21 protein-coding genes and 1 other RNA gene are annotated in these 25,381 nt (G+C 33.2%); 18 read left to right on the top strand and 4 right to left on the bottom strand.

Annotation, left to right across the window (positions count from 1 at the left end; all coding sequences use genetic code 11):
* Positions 1 to 8: 8 nt before the first annotated feature.
* Positions 9 to 1,154, top strand: coding sequence for a cysteine desulfurase family protein (locus tag QMA06_RS05300; protein ID WP_290205835.1), 1,146 nt, complete (start codon positions 9 to 11; stop codon positions 1,152 to 1,154).
* 7 nt (positions 1,155 to 1,161) lie between these two features.
* On the opposite strand, the gene QMA06_RS05295 is transcribed toward QMA06_RS05300, so the two are convergent.
* Positions 1,162 to 3,630, bottom strand: a complete 2,469-nt coding sequence (locus tag QMA06_RS05295; protein WP_290205834.1) for a TonB-dependent receptor — start codon at positions 3,628 to 3,630, stop codon at positions 1,162 to 1,164.
* Positions 3,631 to 3,772: 142 nt separating this feature from the next.
* Complete coding sequence (locus QMA06_RS05290; RefSeq protein WP_290205833.1) at positions 3,773 to 5,461, bottom strand: M23 family metallopeptidase; 1,689 nt, start codon at positions 5,459 to 5,461, stop codon at positions 3,773 to 3,775.
* Positions 5,462 to 6,050: 589 nt separating this feature from the next.
* Between QMA06_RS05290 and QMA06_RS05285 the strand changes: the two genes are divergently transcribed.
* The 7 genes from QMA06_RS05285 to QMA06_RS05255 all read left to right on the top strand — a co-directional run bounded on the left by QMA06_RS05285 (position 6,051) and on the right by QMA06_RS05255 (position 10,360).
* Positions 6,051 to 6,341: a hypothetical protein gene (locus QMA06_RS05285; protein ID WP_290205832.1), complete on the top strand. Its 291-nt coding sequence runs from the start codon at positions 6,051 to 6,053 to the stop codon at positions 6,339 to 6,341.
* Between the two features lie 23 nt (positions 6,342 to 6,364).
* Positions 6,365 to 6,652 (top strand): cell division protein ZapA, encoded by a 288-nt coding sequence (locus QMA06_RS05280; protein WP_290205831.1) that lies wholly within the window; start codon positions 6,365 to 6,367, stop codon positions 6,650 to 6,652.
* Positions 6,653 to 6,709: 57 nt separating this feature from the next.
* Positions 6,710 to 6,855, top strand: a non-coding RNA gene (gene ssrS / locus QMA06_RS05275) — 6S RNA.
* A 56-nt stretch (positions 6,856 to 6,911) separates the two neighbouring features.
* Complete coding sequence (rny, locus tag QMA06_RS05270; protein WP_290205830.1) at positions 6,912 to 8,489, top strand: ribonuclease Y; 1,578 nt, start codon at positions 6,912 to 6,914, stop codon at positions 8,487 to 8,489.
* 95 nt (positions 8,490 to 8,584) lie between these two features.
* Complete coding sequence (gene aroQ / locus QMA06_RS05265) at positions 8,585 to 9,010, top strand: type II 3-dehydroquinate dehydratase (RefSeq protein ID WP_290205829.1); 426 nt, start codon at positions 8,585 to 8,587, stop codon at positions 9,008 to 9,010.
* 47 nt (positions 9,011 to 9,057) lie between these two features.
* On the top strand, positions 9,058 to 9,540 hold the full coding sequence (locus QMA06_RS05260; protein ID WP_290205828.1) for an outer membrane beta-barrel protein: 483 nt from the start codon (positions 9,058 to 9,060) through the stop codon (positions 9,538 to 9,540).
* Between the two features lie 181 nt (positions 9,541 to 9,721).
* Positions 9,722 to 10,360 carry a porin family protein gene (locus QMA06_RS05255; RefSeq protein ID WP_290205827.1) on the top strand — a complete coding sequence of 213 codons (639 nt, stop codon included), beginning with the start codon at positions 9,722 to 9,724 and terminating at the stop codon, positions 10,358 to 10,360.
* A 77-nt stretch (positions 10,361 to 10,437) separates the two neighbouring features.
* Here the strand turns inward: QMA06_RS05255 and lpdA are convergent, their stop codons facing one another.
* Positions 10,438 to 11,814: a dihydrolipoyl dehydrogenase gene (gene lpdA, locus QMA06_RS05250; protein ID WP_290205826.1), complete on the bottom strand. Its 1,377-nt coding sequence runs from the start codon at positions 11,812 to 11,814 to the stop codon at positions 10,438 to 10,440.
* A 394-nt stretch (positions 11,815 to 12,208) separates the two neighbouring features.
* Between lpdA and QMA06_RS05245 the strand changes: the two genes are divergently transcribed.
* Positions 12,209 to 12,781 (top strand): hypothetical protein, encoded by a 573-nt coding sequence (locus tag QMA06_RS05245; RefSeq protein ID WP_290205825.1) that lies wholly within the window; start codon positions 12,209 to 12,211, stop codon positions 12,779 to 12,781.
* Positions 12,782 to 13,048: 267 nt separating this feature from the next.
* On the opposite strand, the gene msrB is transcribed toward QMA06_RS05245, so the two are convergent.
* The gene (gene msrB, locus QMA06_RS05240; RefSeq protein WP_290205824.1) at positions 13,049 to 13,534 is read right to left on the bottom strand and encodes a peptide-methionine (R)-S-oxide reductase MsrB; all 486 of its coding nucleotides are present in this window, start codon (positions 13,532 to 13,534) and stop codon (positions 13,049 to 13,051) included.
* A gap of 160 nt (positions 13,535 to 13,694) precedes the next feature.
* Between msrB and QMA06_RS05235 the strand changes: the two genes are divergently transcribed.
* The 9 genes from QMA06_RS05235 to QMA06_RS05195 all read left to right on the top strand — a co-directional run bounded on the left by QMA06_RS05235 (position 13,695) and on the right by QMA06_RS05195 (position 25,330).
* A complete protein-coding gene (locus QMA06_RS05235) occupies positions 13,695 to 15,098 on the top strand; it encodes a glycogen synthase (protein WP_290205823.1) in 1,404 nt (467 codons plus the stop codon).
* Between the two features lie 15 nt (positions 15,099 to 15,113).
* Positions 15,114 to 16,379: a glucose-1-phosphate adenylyltransferase gene (locus QMA06_RS05230; RefSeq protein ID WP_290205822.1), complete on the top strand. Its 1,266-nt coding sequence runs from the start codon at positions 15,114 to 15,116 to the stop codon at positions 16,377 to 16,379.
* 3 nt (positions 16,380 to 16,382) lie between these two features.
* Positions 16,383 to 18,371, top strand: coding sequence for a 1,4-alpha-glucan branching protein GlgB (gene glgB / locus QMA06_RS05225; RefSeq protein WP_290205821.1), 1,989 nt, complete (start codon positions 16,383 to 16,385; stop codon positions 18,369 to 18,371).
* Between the two features lie 106 nt (positions 18,372 to 18,477).
* On the top strand, positions 18,478 to 18,885 hold the full coding sequence (locus tag QMA06_RS05220) for a hypothetical protein (RefSeq protein ID WP_290205820.1): 408 nt from the start codon (positions 18,478 to 18,480) through the stop codon (positions 18,883 to 18,885).
* Positions 18,882 to 19,736 carry a hypothetical protein gene (locus QMA06_RS05215; RefSeq protein ID WP_290205819.1) on the top strand — a complete coding sequence of 285 codons (855 nt, stop codon included), beginning with the start codon at positions 18,882 to 18,884 and terminating at the stop codon, positions 19,734 to 19,736. Before QMA06_RS05220 ends, QMA06_RS05215 begins: the two co-directional genes overlap by 4 nt.
* Positions 19,737 to 19,935: 199 nt before the next feature.
* The gene (locus QMA06_RS05210) at positions 19,936 to 22,353 is read left to right on the top strand and encodes a glycoside hydrolase family 31 protein (RefSeq protein WP_290205818.1); all 2,418 of its coding nucleotides are present in this window, start codon (positions 19,936 to 19,938) and stop codon (positions 22,351 to 22,353) included.
* An 81-nt stretch (positions 22,354 to 22,434) separates the two neighbouring features.
* The gene (locus tag QMA06_RS05205; protein ID WP_290205817.1) at positions 22,435 to 23,262 is read left to right on the top strand and encodes a M48 family metallopeptidase; all 828 of its coding nucleotides are present in this window, start codon (positions 22,435 to 22,437) and stop codon (positions 23,260 to 23,262) included.
* 151 nt (positions 23,263 to 23,413) lie between these two features.
* Positions 23,414 to 24,772, top strand: coding sequence for an MFS transporter (locus QMA06_RS05200; protein WP_290205816.1), 1,359 nt, complete (start codon positions 23,414 to 23,416; stop codon positions 24,770 to 24,772).
* A gap of 21 nt (positions 24,773 to 24,793) precedes the next feature.
* Positions 24,794 to 25,330 carry a hypothetical protein gene (locus QMA06_RS05195; RefSeq protein WP_290205815.1) on the top strand — a complete coding sequence of 179 codons (537 nt, stop codon included), beginning with the start codon at positions 24,794 to 24,796 and terminating at the stop codon, positions 25,328 to 25,330.
* Positions 25,331 to 25,381 lie beyond the last annotated feature (51 nt).

The following is a 25,381-nucleotide window of genomic DNA, read 5'->3' as shown; positions in this document are numbered from 1 at the left end:
TATAAAATATGAAGCAAATATATTTAGATAATGCAGCCACAACTAGTATAAGACCCGAAGTTATTGAGCGTATGGTGGAGGTTTTAAACGACAATTACGGTAATGCTTCATCCACACATAGTTTTGGTCGTTCTTCTAAAGCGCTTTTGGAGCAATGTCGAAAAAATATTGCGTTATACTTTAACGTTTCTGCTTCAGAAATTGTATTTACTTCGGGTGGCACAGAAGCCGATAATTTGGCGTTACGTAGTGCGGTTAGAGATTTAGGAGTTACAGAAATTATCACATCTAAAATAGAGCATCACGCCGTTTTACATACTGCGGAACAATTACAAAATGAATATAATATAGCATTGAAGTTTGTAAACATTGATGCATGTGGGCAGGTAGATTATGAGCATTTAGAAGAACTGCTACAATCGGGTAACAAAGCTCTAGTCAGTTTAATGCATATTAATAATGAGGTCGGTAATATTTTAAACCTAAGCCGAGTTGCTCAACTTTGTAAAAAATATAAGGCCATGTTTCATACAGATACCGTACAGTCTGTTGGACATTATAAGATAGACTTAAAAGAAGTTTCTATTGATTTTTTAGCAGCGAGCGCACATAAGTTTCATGGCCCCAAAGGTGTAGGGTTTTGTTATATCAGAAAAGACTCTGGTCTAAAACCTTTGATTTTTGGAGGTGAACAAGAGCGAGGTTATAGAGCAGGAACAGAATCTATTCATAACATTATTGGGATGGACGAAGCTTTAAAAATCGCTTATGCCAATCTTGAAACTGAAAAGGAATTTGTCTCAGGTTTAAAAACATATTTCATTCAAGAAATAAAAAAACATCTACCGAAAGCCAGTTTTAATGGTGGATGCGATGATGCCATCAATAGTACTTACACCTTAGTCAATGTATGTTTGCCGATTGCGCCCGAGAAAGCACCGATGTTACAATTTCAACTTGATCTAAAAGGCATTGCTTGTTCTAAAGGGAGCGCTTGTCAGAGTGGTAGCAACCAATCTTCGCATGTGTTAACTGAAATTTTAAATGACGACCAATTGAGACGGCCATCAGTCCGCTTTTCATTCAGTATTTATAATACAAAAGAAGAATTGGATTATGTCATTAGCATTTTAAAAGAGTTTGTAAATTCCTAGATATTTTTTAAAACCTAGCCGATAATCTCACATTAAAAACGCGTGGTGTCAAATAATTAGGAATAGCATATTGTGCTTTAGAATAAACATCTCTTACCCAAGTATTGGTTATTGAATTTTGATTGTTAAACATGTTATAAATTTCGAAACCAATGGAAAGTTCTTTCACTGATTTTTTCCAATTAGAGGTGTAGGTCTTTTCAGGATTGACCAATTGATATGAAATTCCTAAATCAGCACGTCTATAATCTCGCAATCTAAGCTGATAAACATAAGGGTCTGCGTAACTAGGCGATCCTCCAGGAACTCCTGTGTTGTAAACCAGATTCAAGTACATTTTTAAGTCGGGCATATTGGGTACATAATCTTGAAACAAAGCTCCAAACTTTAAACGCTGATCAGTTGGTCTCGAAATATAGCCACGGTTATCAATATTTTCTTCAGTTTTTAAATAGCCAAAGCTGAACCAAGATTCTGTACCGGGTACAAATTCTCCATTAAGCCTTAAGTCTAACCCATAAGCGTATGCTTTGGCATTATTATCAGCACTATAACGAATTCTGACATTTTCAAGGGTGTATGGATTTACGTCAGACATCCCTTTGTAATAAGCTTCGGTCACCAGTTTGAAAGGTCTTTCCCAAATCTCGAAACTATATTCGTTACCTAAAACAATATGAAACGATTGTTGCGCTTTTACATTTGGTTTTACTGTACCTGACGAATCTCGTAATTCTCTATAAAACGGTGGTTGATAATATAAACCTCCTGCGACTCTAAAAAGCATGTCTTTTTGCCAATTTGGTTTAATGGCAAATTGAGCTCTTGGACTAACAACAGTCTGTGCTTCTCCATCAGAAATACCATCTCCACTAACAGACCAAGTATGTGTTCTTACGCCGGCATTATAGAAAATCTCATGGTCGTTCCAAGTGGTTCGTTTACTGTATTGTGCAAACGCTTGAAGTCTGTTAATCTTAATAAAATTAAGCGCTCTAATGTTTTCAAAAGCGGTTATTGGTCCTGCAAACGGAGTGTAAGGCTGAGAATTAGGTTCGCTAAAACGAGGCGGTCTAATGGAGAAGCCTGCGGAGTCAATTACTTCATATTCTGCTAATCGATCCCTAATATCTTCGTGCGTGTATTTTACAGACCATTCTAAAGTGCTTTCATTATCAATTTTATAATCTCCTCGGTGTTCTGCATTAATTATAAACGCATCCAAATCGTTACGCGCATGTGTTAATTGCGAACCAATACCTTCACTAAACTCCACTTCACCTAAATTCTCATCCCCAATATTAGTATTGACTTCTCCTAAACGATACTGTGCTAAAATGTCGAAATATTCTTGTTCTGTAGTGTGATAAGCTGATGCCACCAATTTTAGTGTTACATCTTCATTAGCAAAATAATTGGCTTTAAATGCACCGAAGTAGGTTTGATATTGGTCTTTTTCTTGGCCATCATAAAACACTAAGAGTGCTATAGGATCTTCTAAGGTACCAAAATTGGTTTGTCTGTTTTCAGGTTGAAAGTTGTATTTGTTCAATGAGATATTTCCGAGAAAATTTAAATGGAACTTACTTGAAAATCGATAAGTCAAATAAGTCTGAGCATCCGCAAAAACAGGTTCTACATTACCTTCTGTTTCCAGACTATTGAGCAATAAGCTATTATCTCTGTACCGTACGCCAGCAATACCTGAAAATTTACCATCTTTCGAAACCGTCTCGGCAGTAAGGCTTCCGCCTAACAAGCTTAAATCTGTTCTAATCCCAAAATTCACCGGATTCCGATAAGTGATATCTAATACAGACGATAATTTATCTCCATATTTAGCTTGAAACCCACCTGCTGAGAAATCCACGTTGTGCACCATATCCGTGTTTACAAAACTCAATCCTTCTTGATTTCCTGAGCGAATTAAAAAAGGTCTATAAACTTCAATTTCATTAACGTAAACTAGGTTCTCGTCAAAATTTCCACCTCTTACGGAGTATTGTGTACTTAGTTCATTCGAGATATTAACCCCAGGCAAGGTTTTTAAAATGTTTTCTACACCGGGCTGTGCCCCTTTTATTGTTCTCAATGTTGACGGGTCGATGGAAACAACACCTTCAATGGAAAGACGAGTATTGGTATTAATTACTACAGTTGCAATTTGTTCGACATCAATGAGCAGTACAGGGTTATATTCTATTTCCTGACCATTTTTTAAGTTGAACTTCTGTTCTACATGTTTGTGTGATATGTGAGTAAAGATAAGAGTTACTTCTATTTCTGAAGGTACTTTAAGTTCGTAAAATCCATTACTATTTGTAGCTGTACCTTCACCAGTATTCGCTTTAATGTTAACGCCTTCAATCGGCATATTGGCTTCATCTAAAATAACACCTCTAATAATTGATGATTGTGAAAAAGAAAGCGCACTAAAAAGTAAGCTTAGTAAGAGGATAAATTGAATTCGTTTCAAGTATGTATTGTTTTACGTTAGTTCAAATTTGGGTTTAGCTAATAATTTTAATAATTACCGAATACCATCTTCAAACTACGTTTGCCTCTAAAATCAGGTATTATTAAACGTTAAAAAGCTTAGCGGTATAGTAATTTTTAATTTATTTTCTAAAAAAGGTTGCTTCAAATGTAGAACTATTTCCAACATTATCGGTTACAATTATTTTTAATTCGTTTTTGGTATCTTTAACAATGTTATCATTAAAATCATGTATTAACGTATTTGTTTTATAATCGTATTCCATAAGAATCCATTTGCCATTAACTGTGGCTCTATATTTACTAACTCCAGAAAGATCGTCTGTGATTTTAACTTTTAGATATCTGTATTTACTGATCCATTTTTTATTTTGAAAGTTAACGGGTTTAATCGTTGGAGGTACGGTATCTGTAGCGAGAGCGAAAGTTCCTAAAGATTTAGTTTTGGCGGTTAAGATATTACCTTTGCGGGTGCTGGATACGTAATAAGGTTTCCAATAATTTCCATAGTACCTCGCAACAAATAGTTTTTCTTGATGCTCACTTTTATAATTACTTAAATCGTAATTTATATAAAAGTTCTTTTGCATCGGGATTTTATCGTCGTCTAGAAAAAGCGTATCAGAACTTACTTTAAAATCTATATAAGTGTCATCATATAGTGTATTATTATAAAAATTAACTGTAACAAATCCTGAAGACAATGTGGTTGGTTTGTCACTATATACCATGATTTTATTGGATACATCTACAATGTTATCGTAATTAATGGTTTCAGGCTTACCTTCGATTGGTATGGTCACCCACGTTTCGTTTTTATGGTAATCATTAATTTTTATTTTATAAACAGAAGCTGTACTATCTTGTACCAAAACATATCCATTATCATAGGCATCTTTAAAAAGACTTAAAGGATTATTTTGTTCAATAAATAATTTTTGAATTTTTGATTTTTTATCTCTATAATATTCATAATCCACGTAGCGTCTAATGTGTTTAGTTTCATCAAAACTGAACCGTTTAAAATCAACTTCCAAGCTTTTATTGCCATTAAAGAACGTCTGAATATTACTAATCCCATTATTATTTGGTGCCAAATCTTGTTTGTCATTAGAAACGATGCCAAACCCTATATTACCGTAAGCGGTTATTTTTTCGACCTCATAAGCGCCTGTTTCTTTTGGTATTAAACGTAATTCAACACGTTCGTTTTTACCATTTATAGTAGAACTCGCATCTTTAGGATAAGCAAAAACAGCAGTAACATATGGTGCTTTAGTATCTTTGACTTCAAAGCCAAATAATAATGGATTTAAAGGTCTTTCTTGATTATCTCTGATTTCGAAATGTAAATGTGGTCCACCAGAGCTGCCAGTATTACCAGAATAAGCAATTAATTCATTGGCTTCGACTAATAATTCTTCCGAATTAGGGTAAACTTCTACTTCAAAACTTTCGTTTTTATATTGGCATTCTTTTATATAATCCTCTAAACGTTGTGAAAATCTTTTAAGATGGCCATAGACAGTGGTGTAGCCATTAGGGTGCGTAATATAAATCGCTTTTCCATAACCGAATTCTGATATTTTTATTCTACTTATGTAGCCTTCTGCAGCAGTATATACGTTTAACCCTTCTCTTTGTTGAGTTTTAATGTCTAATCCTCCATGAAAATGTGTAGATCGCAATTCTGCAAAAGAACCGGCAAGAACTAATGGAATATCGAGTGGATTTCTAAAATAGTCCTGAGGATATTCAGATTGTCCATACACCGAACAGGTAAGAAGAAGAAAGAGTAACAAATTTTTCATAGATTAAGCTAAAATATTAATTTGAGAACAATTTACCAATGTAATTACTTATAATTTTTGATTTGAAAAACTTACAATTCATTGAAGAATGACAGGCTTAACCTTTAGTTATTTTATTATAAATAATACACTTGTAGTCAAACTATTAATATGATTAATATAAAGTAAATTGTTGATTAATAGAATAGTAAATTGGAAGATGTTAATGTAACTTGAAGTGATCCGTTTATAAACTCTAAGATTTTATAAAGTATTTTATTTTTTTGAGTTATGAAATTAAGATTTAGTAGACTGCCGTGCGTTTTAATATAAATGGAGAAGACCGTGATTATTTAATAAATATAATGGAGTTTATAAGCTAATAATGAGAAGTTTGAGGTGTAATTAATATAAGTAATTCTCAATTAAGTAATGTTGTTAAGACGGTTTTTAAAAAATAAATTAAACCCATTAATTATATAGGCTATACCGAGTTTCTTAGCATATATACATCTCAATTTATCTTTTAAAATTTAAAAAATAATCAAAAAAGAATTGTGTTTTATCATTAGGTATGTTAACTTTGTTTTAATAGTATTGAATTGCTTTAATGAGTAAAATAGAAGACATTGTTGATGCTTTAGAGAATAAAATCAGTAAGATTTTACATAAGCAAGAGGTTTTAAAACAAACCAACGCTAAACTCTCAGAACAATTAGAGGAGCAACAACAAAAACTTTTAATACAGCAAGATGAAATTGCTGGTTGGATTGAAAAACATGATACGCTCAAAATGGCAAATTCGATGCTTGGTAGTGACGAAAATAAGCGAGAAACGAAGCTCAAGATAAATACACTTATTAGGGATATAGACCATTGTATTGGACAACTTTCAGAATAATGTTGTAAATTAGACGTAATAATATGTCAGAACAATTAAAAATTAAACTGTCTATAGCCAATAGAGTTTATCCGTTAACGATAAACCCAGGCCAAGAAGAAGGTTTACGGAAAGCCACAAAAAAAATTGAGGCTATGATTGGGCAATTTGAGCAGAATTATTCTGTTAGAGATAAACAAGATGTATTGGCCATGTGTGCCTTGCAATTTGCAGCTCAAGTAGAGCAAAAGTCTATAGATAAAGAATATGTAAATGAAGAAGTTCAAGACAAGTTAGAAGCTTTGAATGAACTCTTACAAGCTCATATTTAACTCGTACGTTCTTAAAAATAAAAGGTTACTGCCTACATTAGTTACATTTTTTGATAAACTCAACGTTAATTCTTTAAAAAGGGTGAGTTTAAGTTGTAAAATCGTGCTGCTAGTGCTTTATGCTGAATTTATTTCAGTATCTAAAGTATCTCAGGCAGATTTTTGATCAGCTTGTTAGCCCTAAACTTGTTTTTAAGGAGTTTATACAAAACCGATAACTTATGTAGGCTTTTTTTATATACTAAACTAAATAATAAACATGGACACTTACACAATTATATATATAATTGGCGGGCTAATAGTAGGTATAATACTAGGATATATAATCGCTAAGTCATTAGAAAAAAGTAAAGCCTCAAAATTAATTCTTAATGCAAAAAATGAATCTAAATCAATTATAAAACAGGCAAAATCTGATGGGGAATCCATTAAAAAGGATAAAATGCTTCAGGCTAAAGAAAAATTCATTGAATTAAAATCTGAGCACGAAAAAGTTATTTTATCTCGTGACAAAAAAATGGCAGAAGCTGAAAAACGAATAAGAGATAAAGAATCTCAAGTTTCTAGCGAACTGTCTAAATCTAAAAAATCAACCCAATCTTTAGAATCGAAAATTAAAGATTATGATTTTAGAATGGAATTTCTCGATAAGAAACAAGAGGAAATCGAAAAAGCACATAAAAATCAAATTAAACAACTCGAAGTTATTTCGTCATTGTCAGCAGAAGAAGCTAAAGAACAGTTAGTGCAATCGCTTAAAGAAGAAGCTAAAACAGATGCCCAAGTATTTATACAAGATCATTTGGAAGAAGCAAAATTAACTGCTCAGCAAGAAGCTAAGAAAATTATTATTAATACCATTCAACGTATTGGTACGGAAGAGGCGGTTGATAATTGCGTATCTGTATTCAATATTGAAAGTGACGATGTTAAAGGAAGAATAATTGGTAGAGAAGGTAGAAACATTAGAGCTATCGAAGCTGCAACAGGTGTGGAAATTATTGTCGATGATACTCCAGAAGCTATTATCTTATCTTGTTTTGATTCTGTAAGACGTGAAATTGCGCGTTTGTCATTACACAAATTGGTTACCGATGGAAGAATACACCCCGCACGTATTGAAGAAATCGTTAGAAAAACAGAAAAACAAATTGAACAAGAAATTATAGAAGTTGGTAAACGCACTGTTATAGATTTAGGAATTCATGGTTTACATCCAGAATTAATAAAAATGGTAGGTCGTATGAAATACCGTTCTTCATATGGTCAGAATTTATTGCAGCACTCACGTGAAGTTGCTAAACTTTGTGGTGTAATGGCTGCAGAATTGGGCTTAAATCCTAAGCTAGCAAAACGTGCAGGATTATTACATGATATTGGAAAAGTACCGTCATCTGAAACAGATGTTGAAACTCCTCATGCTATTTTAGGAATGCAATGGGCAGAAAAACATGGTGAAAAACCAGAAGTATGCAATGCAATTGGCGCACACCACGATGAAATTGAAATGACAACGTTATTGTCGCCTATAATTCAAGTTTGTGATGCTATTTCTGGCGCGAGACCAGGAGCAAGACGACAAGTATTGGATTCATATATTCAACGATTAAAAGATTTAGAAGATGTTGCTTTTGGATTTACAGGTGTAAAGAAAGCCTATGCTATTCAAGCAGGTAGAGAATTACGTGTTATAGTAGAAAGTGAAAAAGTAACAGATGATAAGGCAGCGAGCTTATCTTTTGAGATATCTCAAAAAATTCAAACGGATATGACCTATCCAGGTCAAGTGAAAGTGACCGTAATAAGGGAAACCAGGGCTGTAAATATTGCCAAATAATAATAAGGCTGCAATATACAGAATAAGTTAGACTATATTAAAACCGATGCTGTGGCTTCGGTTTTTTTATGGACATAATTTAATATATTTACTATATGAAAAAACTAATCATCATCAATGGCCCTAATTTAAATTTATTAGGAAAACGAGAAACTAATATATATGGTAATCTAACCTTTACTGAATTTTTTGATACTATAGTTAAAAAATATCCAGAGGTATCGCTTGAGTATTTTCAGTCTAATATTGAAGGTGAATTGATTGATAAAATTCAAGAAGTTGGTTTTTCTTATGATGGTATCATATTAAATGCAGCCGCCTATACTCACACTTCAATTGGTATTGGTGATGCAGTAAAAGCAGTTACAGTTCCTGTCGTAGAAGTGCATATTTCTAATACGTTCGCAAGAGAAAAGTTTAGACACAAATCGTTTATTTCGCCAAATGCAAGAGGTGTGATTTTAGGTTTTGGTTTACAAAGTTATGAGTTGGCTATACAGAGTTTTATAAATCCGTCTTAGTTATTCTTCTTTTCTCCCTAATGTAGATAATATCAAAATTGTTTGGGATGAAAAATTTAATGCAATTGATTATAGTTTCCATGGCTATGTTTAGTACTCTGAGTCTAAAAGCTCAAGTTGAATTTGGCATTAAAGGCGGACTCAATTTTACATTTTTCAAAGTAGATGAAGGAGAATTTGGTACAGATCCAGAGGTAGAGTTGGGATATTATGCAGGTGGTTTTTTAGATTTTCAAATAGATGAAAAATTACATTTTCAACCGGAATTACTTTATATCAGTCTTGGGGATTTTGATTTTTTAAATGTACCAATTTACTTTAAATACAACATTAAGAATAGATTTAATATTCTAGTCGGTCCGAGTTTAAACTATTTCTTTGATTTTTTAAATGCTAAACTTAAGGTTAGAGCAGATTTAGCTTTTACTTATAATGCGGCCTCGGCCATAGATATACATATAAAATATACCATCGGTTTTGAAAAAATATCACCAAATGTGGTGTTTTTGGGTTTAGGCTATAAACTGTAAATTACATCTCATTTTAGAAAAGAGTCAAACATTTTCGTAATAGAGTTGACTTACCTATTCAACATTCACGATTGTTTTCTTGGTAAAATTGAAAACTTGTTAAACTGCTGTTAAGTGCTATTTTTACTGATGTTTTAGCTGTTAGCTTTGTGCTTTTAACCCAAATAAAACAATAATAATTATGAAAAAATTAATAGTTTTTACAGGAGTATTTTTAATGGCTTTAACATCGGTTCATGCGCAGTCCGATTCAAAAGCATTTCAACTAGGAGCAAAGGGAGGTGTGAATTTTTCTAAGCTCACTGGTGATGATTTTAATGAGGTAGATTCAAGAACGAGTTTTAATGCAGGTTTGGTTGCTGAAATCCCAATTTCTGAAAGATTTTCTTTTCAGCCAGAGGTATTTTACTCAGGTCAAGGTTTCGATATTCAAGAAATAGATCAAGATAATGTGTTTGATACTGACCAGAATGTAGAATATCAATTAGATTACATACAAGTTCCTTTATTACTTAAAGTGTATTTAGTGCAAGGGTTGAGCGTTGAAGCAGGTCCTCAATTTGGATTTAAAATCCATGAAGAATTTGATTCCGAGCCAAACTCAGATGGTGGTGATTTCGAAATTGACGAAGATGATTCTTACGTGAAGGATTTTGATACAAGTTTAGCATTTGGAACATCTTATAAATTTAACAGCGGTTTCTTTTTAAGTGCACGTTACACAATGGGATTAACAAGTATTTTTAAAGACGATACCTTTTTTGAAAATGTAGATGGAAAAAATGAAGTATGGCAATTTGGCGTAGGCTTTATGTTCTAGTGGAACAACCAATAAATAATGATATAAAAAAAGTTCCAGATAATTCTGGAACTTTTTGTTTGTTATAGTTTCTAGTTCTAAAGATGAATAACTTCATCATAAGCAGCAGCTGTAGCTTCCATAACCGCTTCGCTCATCGTTGGGTGTGGATGAACGGCTTTTAACACTTCGTGACCAGTAGTTTCTAATTTTCGACCTAAAACAGCCTCCGCAATCATGTCGGTAACTCCGGCACCAATCATGTGGCAGCCTAACCATTCGCCATATTTTGCATCAAAAATCACTTTTACAAAACCATCTTTTGCACCACTTGCACTTGCTTTACCAGATGCAGAGAACGGGAATTTACCAATCTTAATTTCATATCCCTGTGCTTTGGCTTGTGCTTCAGTTAAACCAACACTAGCAATTTCTGGAGAACAATACGTACAACCAGGAATATTGCCATAATCTAGAGCTTCAACATGCTGACCTGCAATTTTTTCCACACAAAGTATGCCTTCTGCAGATGCAACGTGTGCTAAAGCTTGACCCGGAGTTACATCTCCAATAGCATAGTAGCCCGGTATGTTAGTTTGGTAAAAATCATTTACTAAAATCTTATCTCTATCTACAGCTATACCAACATCTTCTAATCCTATATTTTCTATATTAGATTTAATGCCTACCGCTGATAATACAATATCTGCTTCTAATATTTCTTCTCCCTTTTTTGTTTTCACTGTAGCTTTAACACCTTTTCCCGTAGTGTCAACAGAAGTCACCTCTGAAGAGGTCATAATTTTAATTCCAGATTTTTTAAAACTACGCTCCAATTGTTTAGATACTTCATCATCCTCAACTGGTACAATTTTATCTAAGAATTCTACGATTGTAACTTCGGTGCCTATTGAGTTATAAAAATATGCAAACTCAACACCAATAGCTCCTGAACCAACGACAATCATTTTTTTAGGTTGTTTCTTCAAGCTCATGGCTTCTCTATAACCAATTACTTTTTTACCGTCTTGTGGCAAACTTGGTAACTCACGAGAACGTGCGCCTGTCGCTACTATAATATGGTCAGCTGTATATTCTTTACCATCGACATCAACTTTCTTTCCAGCTTTAAGTTTTCCAAAACCTTCAATAACATCGATTTTATTCTTTTTCATTAAAAATTTCACACCATTACTCATACCGTCAGCAACACCACGGCTACGTTTAACAACGGCATCAAAATCGTGCTCGGCATCTTTAACCTTTAATCCATAGTCTTCTGCATGTTTAAGATATTCGAAAACTTGAGCAGATTTTAAAAGTGCTTTTGTAGGTATACAACCCCAATTTAAGCAGACTCCACCAAGATTTTCTTTTTCTACAACGGCAGTTTTAAACCCTAATTGCGACGCTCTAATGGCAGTTACGTAGCCACCTGGACCACTTCCTAATACTATAATATCGTATTTACTCATGCTTAAGTTTATTTATGTTGAAATTAAGAACAAAAATATGAAATTCCTTTAAAAAAATGCTATGCAATGAATATCATATTTAAATAAACTACGATGTCTCTTTTCAAATTATCTAGCTACACTTATTTTAGTCTCTAGATGAGAAGAAGTCTTTGTCCCATAAGTAGGTCATTAAATAAAAATAACGTATTCATGGTCTTATCAATTTTGAGATTACTGATCCAACCCATTTAGTAAGACGTATACTACTAATCTTCAAACGGAAATTTTTAAATGCGCAAATGTTAATTTTATATGGGTCAAAGTAATATTACTTATCTCAGTAACTTGCCTAAAGTTGGATGATACCTTATAGGTTAAGTTCAAATTAAGTTAAACCAAAAAAATATTTATAATGAAAAAAATTTTATTAGTATTATGTGTAGCCTTATTTATAACTAGTTGTAAGGTGGATAAAGAAGAAAGCGGTGAATTACCTACGGTAGATGTCGATGTGGATGCGGATTCTGGTGAATTACCTGAGTATGATGTGGATTGGGCCGATATAGATGTCGGAACAAAAACTAAAATGGTCGAAATTCCGAAAGTAGTCGTGGTTATGGAAGAAGAAGAAGTTGAAGTTCCTTATTTGGATTTTGATATGCCAGGTGAAGATAAAATGGAACGTTCTATCACGGTAGAAGCAGAAGTTACAGGGAATGAACATAATCTTGAGATCCAAGAAATTAGAGCTTCTCAGAAACGCTTAATTGTAATTTCAACGATTGAAGAACTTGATACCGATTTAGGTGGAAAAACAATGAGAATACAAGACCAAGTTGAAATTAATGCTCCAGATCTTGATGTTAAGCATATTATAGTAGGGAAAAAGGGTGAACGTTCATTTAATAACAACTACATGTATGTAGATACAATGAACGACCTTGATGAAATGACAAAAAACGCAAAAGTCGTTTACAAGAAATAATATAAATTTTCTTTAAATAAAAAAGAGATTATTTGGTGAATAACCAAATAATCTCTTTTTTTTATTTATGAGCGACTCGTAAAAATCTATCGTATTTTTAAATTGAAAATTAAGAAGAGCAAATGGTATATTTGTCTCGCAGGGTACATTAGATATAGCCTAAAACGATAATATTAGAATAGATAAGATTTCTGAATGGTCCATTATTCAGTACATAAAAACCAGCAATCTTCTCTGTCAAAAATACAATTCCAGAATATTTGCAACTTAATCTTCAGCAGCAACAAACTTTAAAGCTGCACCATTAATACAGTGACGCTTACCAGTGGTATTCTTTGGGCCATCATTAAATACATGACCTAAATGGCCACCGCAAGTTGCACAGTGTTCTTCGTCTCGTGTATAACCAATCTTAGTATCCGTGCCGAAAGCAACATTGCCTTTAATTTCTCTATCAAAACTTGGCCATCCTGTACCTGAATCAAATTTATGTTCACTTTTAAATAATGGAGTATTGCAGGCTGCACAGTGATAAACTCCCTTTTCGGAATTATCATTTAACGGACTAGAAAATGGCCGTTCTGTCCCAGCTTCTCTCAATATGTAATATTGCTCATCAGTTAGCTGCTCTTTCCATTCAGCCTTAGTTTTTGTAACAGCATAACTTTCTTTATTACTCGTTTGACTTTTTTGAGCCGTTCCGTTACAGCTGAAAAATACAGTGATGATGATTAATAACGCTAATTTTTTCATATTTTAATTAAATAGTTTTTGTGATGTCTTTTTGGTCGTGTTATTATTCAATACATTACAAAATTGATTTCAGTTAAATTTTAAGCGAACATTCTCAATATTTTAATTGCCTATGTTTTTATTATTGTTAAATTTAACAGACAAAAATACAATTCGATCCATGAAGGTTATTCATATAAGTGCAGAATGTTATCCAATAGCCAAGGTAGGTGGGTTGGCAGATGTTGTTGGCGCATTACCTAAATACCAAAATGACTTAGGGGCACATAGTTCTGTTATAATGCCATTTTATAATAATAAGTTTACCCAATCACACGAGTTTTCATCGCTTTATCAAGCTAAAGTTAAGTTAGGGAATAATGATGTAAATTTCAATATTTTAAAAATTGACGATTCTGTTTTAGAGTTTGATGTATTTTTCGTCCATATAGAAAATCTACTATATACAAAAGATGTGTATTCCGATAATGACACTAATCGCTTTTTAGCCTTCCAAATTGCGGCCTTAGATTGGATACTAACCTTAAAAGTAATACCAGATTTTATACATTGCCATGACCATCATACGGGATTAATTCCCTTTATGACTCAAGAAAGTTTTAAATACCAGACTTTAAATAAGATACCAGTAATAACCACAATTCATAACGCTCAATATCAAGGTTGGATGGCTTATGATAATATTTATAAGATACCAAGGTTTAATATTGAAAAAGTCGGACTTTTAATGTGGAACGGCATGATTAACCCATTAGCAGCCGCCATTAAATGTGCTTGGAGAGTTACAACTGTGTCTCCAAGTTATATGGAAGAGCTAAAGCTTAAAGCCAATGGACTAGAGTCATTGTTAGCACATGAGAGTTCTAAAGCTATCGGTATTTTAAATGGTATTGATTCTAAAGTTTGGAATCCAGAAACTGATAGCTATATCATAAAAAATTATAAAAAATCTACAGTAGAATCTGGTAAAAAAGCTAATAAAAAATGGCTTTGTTCTCAATTTAATTTAGATGAAAGTAAACCGCTCTTCGCATTCATAGGCAGGCTGGTAGGCGAGAAAGGGGCAGAGTTATTACCTTATGCGCTAGATTATGCATTGCGTAGTAAAGATATATCAGTCATTGTTTTAGGATCTGGGTCTAAGGATATTGAAAATCAATTATTTGGGTTAATGCCAAAACATAATGGAAATTATAACGCTTTTATTGGGTATGATGAGAAATTGTCTCATATAATTTATGCAGGTGCAGATTTTTTATTAATGCCTTCTCGTGTAGAGCCTTGTGGTCTTAATCAGATGTATGCTTTAAGGTATGGTACAGTGCCAATAGTTAGACGTATTGGAGGATTAAAGGATACTGTAATAGATATTGGAGATAACGGTTTCGGAATTTGCCATAATGATATTTCAGTACAAGATATGGTGTTATCAATCCATAGAGGTAAAGAGTTTTATTACAATACAGAGAGTTTTAAAGCGAATAGAAAACATATAATGGGCATTGATCATTCTTGGAACGTATCAGCTAAAGCTTACATAGACTTATATAAATCAATTAACTAAAAACTAGATAAAGATATGGTTAACGATAACGTATTATCAATTATACTTGGTGGAGGTCAAGGATCTCGATTATATCCATTAACAGAAAAACGGTCTAAACCCGCCGTCCCTATAGCAGGGAAGTATAGATTGGTCGATATTCCGATTTCCAACTGTATAAATTCAAATATTAAACGGATGTATGTACTTACACAGTTTAATTCAGCGTCATTAAATAGACATATAAAGAATACGTTTCATTTTAGTTTTTTTAGTTCTGCCTTTGTAGATGTATTAGCCGCAGAGCAAACTCCAGAGAGTAAATCATGGTTTCAGGGTACTGCAGATGCTGTAAGACAAAGTATGCACCATTTTTTAAGACACGAGTTTGAGTATGCACTTATCTTGTCTGGTGATCAATTGTATCAAATGGATTTTAATGATATGATTCAAGCTCATATTGATGCTAATGCAGAAATTTCCATTGCCACCATACCTGTCAATGAAAAAGAAGCCACTGCATTTGGCATTTTAAAAACGGATGACAACAACGTTGTGACCTCATTTATAGAAAAACCAGATACTGAATTGTTGCCAGATTGGACTTCCCATACAAGTGACGATATGCAGGCGCAGGGAAGAAATCATTTAGCGTCTATGGGGATATATATATTCAATAGGGATTTATTAATCGAATTGATGAATAATCCAGATACCAATGATTTTGGTAAAGAAATTATTCCGCAGTCTATTGAAAAACATAAAACTTTAAGCTATCAATATGAAGGTTATTGGACGGATATCGGAAACATCGATTCGTTTTTTGAAGCCAATATTGGTTTTACAGACGATCTTCCAAAATTTAATTTATATGATACTAAGCAACGTGTGTATACCAATGCTCGAATTTTACCAACCTCAAAAATTTCAGGAACAGCTCTAGATAAGGCCGTAATTGCAGAAGGTTGTATTATCAGCGCTGCCAAAATAGAAAAATCTGTAATTGGTATTCGATCAAGAATAGGAAAAGATTCGACTATAATTAATACGTACATGATGGGTAATGATGATTATGAATCTTTAGAAGTCATTAATACCATGAAAACTGAAATTTTAGTGGGTATTGGTGAAAGGTGTTTTATAAAAAATACAATTTTAGATAAAAATGTTCGTATTGGTGATGACGTGAGAATAAATGGCGGACCTCATCTTGAAGACGCAGAAACTGATAAGTATGTCGTAAAAGAAGGTATTGTGGTAATAAAAAAAGGAGCTGTTATTCCTAAAGGATTTGTACTATAATTTATGGCAGAAGTAATTGCACATAGTCGATTTACAGAATTTGACATTAATCTTTTTAAAGCAGGAAAGCATTATCGATTATACGAAAAATTCGGATCTCACATCACTACTGTAGATGGGGTAGAGGGTGTATATTTTGCGGTATGGGCTCCGAGCGCAAAAATGGTTTCTGTAATTGGTGACTTTAATTCTTGGATAGAAGGTACGCATCAACTAAATGTGCGTTGGGATTCTAGTGGTGTTTGGGAGGGATTCATTCCTAATATCGGAAAAGGAAGTTTATACAAATACAAAATTCTCAGTAGTAATAATGACATAAAAACGGAAAAAGCCGATCCTTACGCAAGACGAGCGGAGCATAATCCTAAAACAGCTTCTATAGTTTGGGAAGCACCTTACAAGTGGAAAGACAGCAAATGGATGAAAAAACGTAAACAGTATAATGCATTGGACGCGCCATTTTCAGTTTACGAGGTTCATTTAGGGTCATGGAAAAAACATTTTGAAGAGAACCGTTTTATGTCTTATCTAGAAATGGCTGATGAATTGGTGAAGTATGTAAAGGACATGAATTTTACACATGTAGAGTTAATGCCCGTTATGGAGTTTCCGTATGATCCATCTTGGGGTTATCAGGTTACAGGTTACTTTGCTCCAACATCACGATTTGGTTATCCTGAAGAATTTAAGGTTTTAGTCGATAAATTTCATCAAAATGATATCGGTATTATTCTCGATTGGGTGCCGTCGCATTTTCCAGAAGATGCACATGGACTCGGCTTTTTTGATGGCTCAGCACTATACGAACACCCAGATCCGAGAAAAGGTTACCACAATGACTGGAAAAGCTTAATTTTTAACTACGGTAGAAATGAAGTTAAATCATTTTTAATTAGTAATGCTATTTTTTGGTTAGACCAATATCATGCAGATGGCCTGCGTGTAGATGCGGTAGCTTCTATGTTATTTTTAGATTACAGCAGAGAAGATGGACAATGGGAACCAAATATGTTAGGAGGACGCGAGAACCTTGAAGCCATTGCATTTTTAAGAGAAATGAATGAAGCCGTTTATGCTTCGTTTCCAGATGTACAGACTATTGCAGAAGAATCTACAGCATTTCCAATGGTTTCAAAACCTACAAATGTTGGAGGATTAGGTTTTGGAATGAAATGGATGATGGGTTGGATGCACGATACACTCGAATATTTTTCAAAAGAACCAATTTACAGGCAATTTCATCAAAACGATTTAACGTTTTCAATGACTTATGCCTTTTCAGAAAATTTTATGTTACCATTAAGCCATGATGAAGTGGTTTATGGAAAAAAGTCTATATTAAGTAAAATGCCAGGCGATGAGTGGCAACGTTTTGCTAATCTAAGATTATTATACAGTTATATGTTTACGCATCCTGGCGGAAAATTATTATTTCAAGGTTCAGAATTCGGTCAAAGTAAAGAATGGAATTTCACAACGAGTTTAGATTGGCATTTATTGCAATATGAACCCCATAGAGGCATACAAGAATTAATTAAAGATTTAAATACGCTTTATAAACAAGAACCAGCATTGTATGAAAAACAATTTTTACAAGAAGGTTTCGAATGGATAGATTATGGTGATTCTAAAAATTCTGTTTTTACCTACATAAGAAAAGGTAATAATACAAAAGACGATTTAATTATAGCTTGTAATATGACACCGGTTCCTAAAGAAAATTATAAAATAGGCTTGCCTAAAAAAGGAAAACTTAAAGAAATATTTAATAGTGATTTAAAGCAATATTACGGCAGTAATAACTACAAGAATACACAAAAAACTGTAAAATCTGAAGCTTGGCATTACAGAGATAATTCTGCTCATATAGATATTCCGCCATTAGGCATGGTGGTTTTTAAATATGTAGATCGTCCTAAAAAAATATCTAATTCAAAAAATAAACCTAAAAGTAAATCAACGAAAGCTCAGAATAAAAAAATACAAGCCTAAATACGTAGAAATTGAATTAAGACCTCAAAGATTTGAAATGTCTTTGGGGTCTTTTTTCTTGAAAAATTTGAGAGCGAATAACTACAACTAACTGATTATAAGTAACATGTACGCAAAAACAAAAGAACTCTTATTAAAATACGGTATTCCAAGTCTTGCTATTATTGTGGTAGTTGTACAATTGTTTTTTGTTAATACTCAAAAACTCAATAAATGGAAAGGAGGCGGATATGGTATGTATACAGGGATTCATTATTTCTACGATCAAATTTATATTCCAGGCCTGTCTGTAGATTCATTAATGGAAGACAATATTAAAATGAAAACTATTCTCAGTCGTTTAAAATTAATGCCTAATGATATTAATCTTGAGAAAGCCGCAAAGTTTGTGATAAAAACAACTCGTAAAGACAGCATTCATATTCAAATTTGGAAACCTATAGTTAATTCAAAAAAGGGTACTTTTTCAAGAGTTTTGGTCAATGAAGTTCACTTAAAAAAATCGCAGTTGTGAAATATTGGTCAGAGATAAAATATAAATTGACAGATCACATTACGGTAGCAATGCAACTACTACTCTTAATGCTTGGTATTTATATTTTTATAATGGCAGAAAAAGAGCGGTTTTGGAAAATTCCGATGCTGTTTATAGGGTTGATGGTTTGGTTTTTTTTACAGAAAAAATCAAAACATCCCATAATTTGGATTGCGTTCTTTGCACTATTAGTTTTTGATTTATATCACTTCTATTTTAGAGTAGCCAATCATCATTTTATGCTCATGTTTATGGTACTCCCCGTTATATTTTATATGTATCACCAAAAACGTAGTATTCTCTTAAAAAATATTCAGATGTTATTGGTCATAGTAATTTTGACCTCGGTAGTTCAAAAACTATTATCATCCCAGTTTATGAGTGGTGATTTCTATTACTATATGATGAATAAAGGATCTATTTTTGGTACTTTTCTTAATTTTTTTCCTGACAGTTTAGAAGTGGCACAAAGTAATAGAGCAAGTATGTTAGCATTGTATGCTTTAGATCCTAATGAAGGAGAACATATAGTTTTAAACAATGTATTTCCCTATCTGGGTCAAATTAGTTTTTTGTTTGCGTGGGCTACGGTCGCTGTAGAATTTTTAGTTGCCATAGCGATCTTATGGAAACCAAGGCACATTGTAACTCACCTACTGTTTTTAACCATGATTCTAGGTATATTATGCACAAGGCTAGAAACTGGTTTTATGGCTCTTCTTGCTATTTGTGGTATTTTTTTGTGTCATAACATTAAATTGAGATTACTTTATGTTATGATTGTAATGGGTTGTATAGCATTAGTAGTTACTAAGCTTGGGTATCATTAGAACTGACTTCTAGTTTAGATGTCCATTATGCCGTCATTAAATATTAATTCAATAATTAATAGCTCAATTTTTTTTATTCTCGTAAAAACTTGAGGCTAAACCTTTATAGTTGATAAGAATTAGTAATAACCTCTACCAACCCTTTCAAATGATTGATTTTTTCTGTTTTTTTGTCGTTTATTTTCCCAAAGATTGATTTATGATAGTAAATACTGAATTAGAAAATAAAGGAAATTTATTTCCTTCGAAAATTATAAATTTTAAAAAAGATGTCGATAAGCTATATTTCACAGCTGAGAACGATGTTATACTAGAATTAACTGTTGTCAGAGATAGTTTATTACGATTTAGATATACCACGGTCGGTAATTTTGATAATGATTTTTCTTATGCCATAACGAAATACGCTAGTAGTGGTTATAACAAATTAGTTATTGAAGATAAAAAAGAATTATTTGAAATAACGACGTCAAAATTGCGTTGCGAAATATTAAAATCTAATATGAGTGTGTCTATCTATGATGCAAAAGATGGCACCCTAATAAATCAAGATGAAGGCGGTTTCCATTGGGAAGAAAGTTACCAACATGGTGGAAACATTGTTAAGATGAGTAAAACATCTAACGACGGCGAAAGTTATTACGGTCTTGGGGATAAGCCAAATCATTTAAATTTAAAAGGCAAACGTTATAGTAATTGGGCAACGGATTCTTATGCCTACGGTAAGGATACTGATCCAATTTACAAAGCCATTCCATTTTATACAGGTTTACACCATGGAAAGGCTTATGGAATTTTCTTTGATAATACCTTTAGATCCACATTCGATTTTGCACACGAACGTAGAAATGTCACTAGTTTCTGGGCACAAGGTGGTGAAATGAATTATTATTTTTTCTATGGTCCTAAAATGAATGATGTTGTAGAAAGTTATACCGATTTAACAGGAAAACCGCATCAATTACCACCACTTTGGGCATTAGGATTCCACCAATGTAAATGGAGTTACTATCCAGAAAATAAAGTAAAAGAGATAACGTCAACATTTCGAGAGTTGAAGATACCCTGCGATGCTATTTATTTAGATATTGATTATATGGACGGTTTCCGATGTTTCACTTGGAATAAAGAATACTTTCCAGATCCCAAACGTATGGTAAAAGAATTATTAGATGATGGTTTTAAAACTGTGGCTATAATTGATCCAGGTATTAAAATAGACAAAGATTACTCAGTTTTTAAAGAAGGTTTAGAAAACGATTATTTCTGTAAACGTGCCGATGGCGATTATATGAAAGGTAAGGTGTGGCCTGGGGAATGTTATTTTCCAGATTATACAAATCCTGAAGTTAGAGAATGGTGGTCTGGATTGTTTCAAGAACTTATCGAAGATATAGGGGTAAAAGGAGTTTGGAACGATATGAATGAGCCTGCGGTTATGGAAGTGCCAAACAAAACGTTTCCAGATGATGTGCGTCACGATTATGACGGAAACCCGTGTAGCCACCGAAAAGCTCACAATATTTACGGTATGCAAATGGCTAGAGCAACGTACCAAGGTTTAAAAAAATATTCATATCCAAAACGTCCCTTCGTAATTACACGTTCGGCTTATTCTGGTACACAGCGTTACACCTCAACTTGGACAGGAGATAATGTGGCGTCATGGGAGCATCTATGGATTGCTAATATGCAAGCACAACGCATGGCCATGTCTGGCTTTTCTTTTGCAGGAAGCGATATCGGTGGTTTTGCAGAACAACCTCAAGGCGAATTATTTACACGCTGGATTCAATTAGGTATATTTCACCCATTTTTTAGAGTTCACTCTTCGGGAGATCACGGTGACCAAGAGCCTTGGGCTTTTGATGAAGAAGTAACGGATATAGTTAGAAAGTTTATTGAAATTCGTTATCAATTATTACCTTATTTATATACCTCATTTTGGAATTATGTAGATCACGGTACGCCAATATTAAAGTCTTTAGTACTTTACGATCAAGATGATTCACAAACACATTACAGAACTGATGAGTTTGTTTTTGGAGAACAAATATTAGCTTGTCCCATCTTAGAACCAAACGCCAAAGGTAGACGAATGTATCTACCACAAGGATTATGGTATAATTTCTGGACCGATGATATTATAAAAGGAGGTAAGGAAATGTGGGTGGAAGCCGATATTGATAGTATGCCAATTTTTGTAAAAGAAGGAGCTATTATTCCAAAATATCCAATTCAACAGTACGTTGGTGAAAAAGAAATTACGGAAATTACTTTAGATGTCTACTATAAAGAAGGTAAGGAAGAAAGTGAATTGTATAGCGATGCTAATGATGGTTATGATTATACAAAAGGACGTTATAGTTTAAGGAATTTTACCCTTAGAGGAAAGTCTAATGAATTAATTATTAATCAATACAAAGAAGGGAAATTTGTAACACCTTATGAAACGTTCAATGTTCAGTTTCATGGTTTACCTTTTGATGTGGTTGAAGTTCAGCTCGATAATGAAAAAATTAACATTGAAAGCTTAAAAGTTAATGGAGTAACGTCAATTGTGGTAGACAAGAATTTTTCTGAGTTACATATACTAGGTATAACGTCAAAAACTTAGTGACCTATTGATTATTTTAGTGTCTTAGAATTGCAAATTGATTTTTGTATTTTTAATAACTTTAAATAAAAATTATTAGCTATGAAATTTAATAAAACAATATTAAGTTTAGTGATTATTGCAGTTGTATATTCATGTGCAACAAATCCTTTCACAAAGAAGAAAACTTTAGCATTTGTAAGTAATGATCAATTATTTCCATCTGCTTTTGCCCAATATAATCAAGTACTTACAGAGAATAAAGTAATTACTGGAACAAAAGATGCTCAGATGATTACTCGTGTCGGTCAACGTATTGCCGTGGCGGCCGAACGATATTTAAATGCGAATGGTTTTCAGGGATATTTAGATGATTATAAATGGGAATATACCTTAATTCAATCCGAGCAAGTGAATGCTTGGTGTATGCCAGGTGGTAAAATTGCATTTTATACGGGTATTTTACCAATTGCAGCCAATGAAACGGGTGTGGCAGCGATTATGGGACATGAGGTGGCACATGCATTGGCTAATCATGGTCAGCAGCGTATGAGTGCTGCGTATATACAGCAAGGTTTAGCAGTTGCTGGTAATGTGGCATTGTCTAGTGATGAACAAGCTTTAGGTATTTTTAATCAATCTTATGGTGTGGTATCTAATGTGGCAGGGATGTTACCATTTAGTAGAAGTCATGAAACAGAAGCAGATAAAATAGGTCTTTATCTAATGTCAATTGCGGGTTACAATCCTACTGAAGCAGCAGAACTATGGAAACGTATGAAAGCAAATAGTGGTGGTCAGTCACAACCAGAATTTTTAAGTACGCATCCAAGTAATGATTCGAGAATTCAGAATTTACAAGCTTTAGCGCCACAAGCTAAGGCTGAAGCAAAAAAATATGGCGTTACTAATTTCAGACCTATTAATTAGTTTTGAATTTATAAATATTTGATTACTTTAGAAGCTGCTCTCCTGAAATGTCGGGATGAGCAGCTTTTTTTACAAAATTATTTTAAAGAAAAATGATTTAATAGCCCCGATGAAAATTGGGGTCTCATTATTATAGGAAACAAATTTATTTATGAGCGAATTGAAAAAAGGAAGTAAAAAACTTCTTAATGCATGGGCATTTTACGATTGGGCAAATTCCGTATATACCTTAACCATTGCATCCTCTATATTTCCTATTTTTTATTCTGCATTATTTTTAGGAACCGTTGAAAAAACTGTGCCTGCTTTTGGTTTAGTTTTTAAAAGTACAGCATTAATTACCTATGTGACGGCCTTCACATTTTTAGTTGTTGCTTTTACCTCACCTATTTTATCGGGAATTGCCGATTACGTCGGTAATAAAAAGAAATTCATGAAATTCTTTTGTTATATCGGAGGTCTCGGTTGTATTGGCTTGTACTGGTTTAGCTTAGAAAGTATACATATTAGCCTCTTATTTTATTTTATGGGATTGATTGGTTATTGGGGAAGTTTAGTGTTTTATAATTCGTACTTGCCAGACATTGCTTATCCGGAGCAACAAGATACTATTAGTGCTAAAGGGTTTAGTATGGGATATTTTGGAAGTGTTATTCTTTTAGTAATTAACCTCGCCATGGTAATGTATCCTGATGTATTTTATATATCCGATAACCTAAATGAAAATGGAGAAATTATTGAAACCGCTGCTCAAGTAGGTATGAGATATTCGTTTGTTATGGTAGGATTATGGTGGATTCTTTTTAGCCAGTACACATTTTATATACTTCCTAAAGGCGTTTCAAGTGGAGATAAGGTTTCTAAAGATGTTATCTTAAATGGTTTAAAAGAATTGAAACAAGTTTGGCTTCAATTGAAACAAAATCTACGATTAAAACGTTACTTAGTGGCTTTTTTTGTATTCAGTATGGCTGTACAAACTATTATGTTAGTCGCTGTATATTTTGGAGAAGAAGAAATTGCTTGGGGTGATTCTGATGCTAAAACACAAGGCTTAATTGTAAGTATATTAGTTATTCAATTAGTGGCCATATTAGGTGCATTTCTAACGTCACGAGCGTCCCTAAAATTTGGAAATATTAGGACACTCATTGTTATAAATTTCTTTTGGATGTCATTATGCTTTTATGCATATTTTATGGAGACACCACTTCAGTTTTATATTGCTGCAAGTTTTGTAGGTTTGGTAATGGGAGGTGTACAATCTTTAGCCAGATCAACGTATTCTAAATTTTTGCCAAAAACAGAAGATACGACTTCATATTTTAGTTTTTACGATGTCGCAGAAAAAATAGGAATTGTTATAGGAATGATAATTTTTGCTACTATAGATCAGGTTACAGGAAGTATGCGAAATGCTATATTGTTTTTAGTCATCTTTTTCATCGCTGGGATTTTACTTTTATTTAGAGTACCAAGCACCGAAATAGAAAAAAGCACGTCAGTATAAAAATATTAATTTATATTCTTAATGAGGCCATTATTGTGGTTTTCAATTTTACCGTTTCTATTTTTCTCCTCGTGCGGAGATGGTAATACCATTAATTTAGTTATTGATAACCCAACGAATATGATCATAGAAATGTCTATGGATTCGCTTAACGTCGATGTGCCTTCAATGCATACAGTTAATCTTAATATCAGTAAAGGAGAACATCGACTAGTGTTGGCAAATGATAGTGTAATTAGATTCAATTTTACGGAACCTACTTATTTTATAAATCCATCGTTATCAAACTACTTAATAACCGAAGAATATTATGGGCCGGAAGAATATTTAGAAAACCGAAATACTAAAATTCCGAAACAAGAGGTGAGTTTTTCAGGTATCACTCTTAATGGTAATTACAAAATAATTTCGAATGTAATTAATAATGTAAATTGGGATTATGGACCACGAGAACTGTTACCAAAAGCGTTGGAAATAAATGACGATATAGCCTACACTAGTGCAATTAAAGTTTTTGATGCCAAGGAATTTATTAATTATATCAATTCAAAACGGTAAAAGTAAAGCGTAACATTTTAATAGTACTAAAAGTAAACTTCTACTCTAAGT

It is taken from the genome of Winogradskyella bathintestinalis (genome assembly GCF_030407435.1).
In the GTDB taxonomy this organism is placed as follows: Bacteria; Bacteroidota; Bacteroidia; order Flavobacteriales; family Flavobacteriaceae; genus Winogradskyella; species Winogradskyella bathintestinalis.
The sequence above is the reverse complement of the archived record's forward strand: the minus strand, read 5'-3'. Positions and strand labels throughout refer to the sequence as shown.